The organism is Neisseria sp. P0021.S005, from assembly GCF_051956955.1.
In genome coordinates this window covers 1-2,917 of sequence record NZ_JBQCWY010000381.1, presented here as the reverse complement: position 1 = coordinate 2,917, position 2,917 = coordinate 1, and the positions used below count along the sequence as shown (strand labels likewise).

Genomic DNA, 2,917 nt, shown 5'->3' with positions numbered 1-2,917 from the left:
TTATATAGCAGAACGATAAATAAATCAGCAAAGGACTAAGGCCGTCTGAATTAAGGTTTCAGACGGCCTTTGAGTTTTACAGGATACCGTTGTTTTGTGTATTTTCAGTCATCAGTGCTTTGCTGATTTCATCGGCGGTATAGCTCTTACCGTTTCCGAATACAAAGCTGTCGACATTATTGTTGGCAATGTCATGGATGGTCAGGGTTTCGCCTGTATCTTTGATGGTTAAGACCCAATCATCGCCGGTTTTCAACTGTAAATCTTTCAGCGTAAGCCCTTCTTTGAAAAGGACTTGGGTATTGCTGCCACCATACGGATTAAAGGTGTCGTTGCCGCTGTTTCTGCCAAACATGATAACGGTGTTTTCGGCACCCAGGTCGGTAATGGTATCGTTGCCGCCGGCCGTATCAACGATGTTGATGCCTCGACCCAAAGTAATGGTTTCATCGCTGCGGTTGCCCCTGTATTCGACAACAGAAGTGTAACGCGACAAATCTAAATCGCTGTTGTCGCTATTGGCGTGAATGGTGTGGTTGAAGTTGTTGTATACATCACGGTTGAGTTCTTCAACGGGTTGGCCGGTGTATTGGACGATGTTTGTATTGCCGATCATGTGCGGGATAGACAGTTTGAAGTGGTTGATCAGCTCGCCCATGCTGTATGAGGTATTGCCGTCAAACTGAAACTCGGAAATTGCACCATAAATACCGCTTTGGTTTTTGATGGTTAAAACATCGTCTGTGCCTTTAATGCGGATATGCCAAGTATCACCATCCAGCAGGGGATTGGTCACAAATTGAGAGCTGTCAGGCATGTTGATAATACTGGTTTTGTCGTAACCTTTTTCAATGGTAATTTCGAGGTCGTCAAGGGTAATGCCGCCGGTAAATTTCACGACGTTGGCGTTGAGTCTGTGTAGGCTTGCTTTGCTATCAAAACCGAAGTTGAAGTCAAAAATGGTGTCGTGACCGTAACCTTTGCCGAAAACATAGGTATCGTTGTGTTCGCCGCCTTCCATGTAATCATTGCCTGCGCCGCCGTCAAGCAGGTCGGCACCTACATGGGCATAGAGTTTGTCGTTACCGTTGCCGCCGTAGAGTTTATCGTCGGAATCTGGCTCAGTGCTGTAATAGGTTGCACTGTGTTCGCGCAAGATGTCATCGCCGTCGTGGCCATAGAGGGTGTCATGGCCGTCGTTGCCGCCGTCGATTTCATTGTTGGCTGCATTACCATGCAAAGTGTCATCGCCGTCAGTACCGGCAAATTTAATGGTTTCAGCTTTCACAGGTTGAAAGGCTTGTTGGAACTGAGTGGCAGTGTAAGTTTGGTCGTTAAACTGGAAGCGGTCGATGGAAATGCTGCCATCCGCACCGATTTGGTTTTGAATCAAGGCTGAACCTTGTTCTGAAGTAATTTCCCAGCTTTGGCTGCCATCATTGTTATGAATGGTCTTCAGGTTGAGCTTGGCATTGTTCAGGCCGTCTGAAAACTTGAGGGTATTGATGCCTTGGTTGTCGATAATGGTATCGTTGTCGCCGTAGATATAGGTATCGTTTCCGGCTCCGCCTTTCAGAATGTCTTTACCGTTGCCGCCCACTAAAATGTCGTCGCCTGCATCACCGTTGATGACATCGTTGCCGTCGCCGCCATCCAGATAATCGTTGCCGTCGCCGCCGTTGAGGTTATCGTTGCCACCCATGCCGTAAACGGTATCATCACCACGTCCGCTATTGAGGCGGTTGCGGCCTTCGTTACCGGTCAGGATGTTATTGCTGTTGTTGCCGGCGGCAAAAATATTGGCCGAGCCGGTCAAGGTAACATTTTCGACGTGAGTAGCGGCAGTATGAGAAATGCTGCTGAATACGGTATCTTCGCCACCGCCAGCCTGTTCAATCACCACGTCTTTTACATCATCAACGTAGTAAGTGTCATTGCCGTCCCCACCTTCCATAATGTCGGCATCGGCTTTGCCGTCGATCATATCATCGCCGGATGTGCCGATCAGGTAGTCATTGTCGTCGCTGCCATCGATGGTCTGACCGATTTCGGTATGCTCAGCCAGGGAAATATCGAAATATTTGGCAAAGTTGTTTACATCCAGTTTTTGAGTGCCAATGATGAAGTGGGAGACTGCCGGTGTTGTACCGTTTTGAGTGTATTGGTTTTTGATGGTTAAAACGGCGTTGCTGTTTTTTACGGCAATCAGCCAGTCTTTACCACCGGTTTCGTTGTTTTGGACTTCAACGGTTAAATCGTTAAGGCTTAGATCGGTATGAAAGCGGATGCTGTTGTGGCCTTGATTGTCGATGATGGTGTCTTGCTCGTTTTTGGCAGAGAAAAGGTAGGTATCGTCGCCTTCGCCACCTTCAAGCACATCGTTGCCTGCTTCGCCGTTGAGGATGTCATTGCCTGTTTCGCCGAAAAGAAGGTCGTTGCCTTCGCCCCCATTGATGACATCGTTGCCACCGCCGCCGTAAACGATGTCGTCACCGCGCCCGCTGTTGAGGCGGTTGCGGCCTTCATTGCCGATGAGGATGTTGTTGCTGTTGTTGCCGGCACCGAAAATGTTGGCTGTACCGGTCAAAACAAGGTTTTTAACGTGGTTTGGAAGGGTATAGCTGACGTTGCTGCAAACCGTATCATCGCCACCATTTGGGTTTTCAATGATTGTATCGTCACTGAGGGTTACATAATAAACGTCATCTTCCGACGTTCCTATCGTTACTTGTTCAAAGACGGAAGGTTGTAATTGCTCTAAATGTCGTAATTCAAATTGCGCATTGGGGGTGCGCATTGCTTTTTCGATTGTCATGATATTTTCTTTAGATATTGATGAGAGTAACAAGGAAGTAAACGTATCCGGCATATGGCCGGTATTGCTTAATTTGTATTGTGTTTAGGCTGTATATACTAG

Annotated in this window: 1 protein-coding gene; it reads right to left on the bottom strand. The window is 47.6% G+C overall.

The genetic code is table 11. The annotated features are described in order from the left end of the window. Window positions 1-76 precede the first annotated feature (76 nt). Window positions 77-2,815, bottom strand: a complete 2,739-nt coding sequence (locus ACTHUE_RS14455) for a calcium-binding protein (protein ID WP_440423834.1) — start codon at window positions 2,813-2,815, stop codon at window positions 77-79. Window positions 2,816-2,917: the final 102 nt, after the last annotated feature.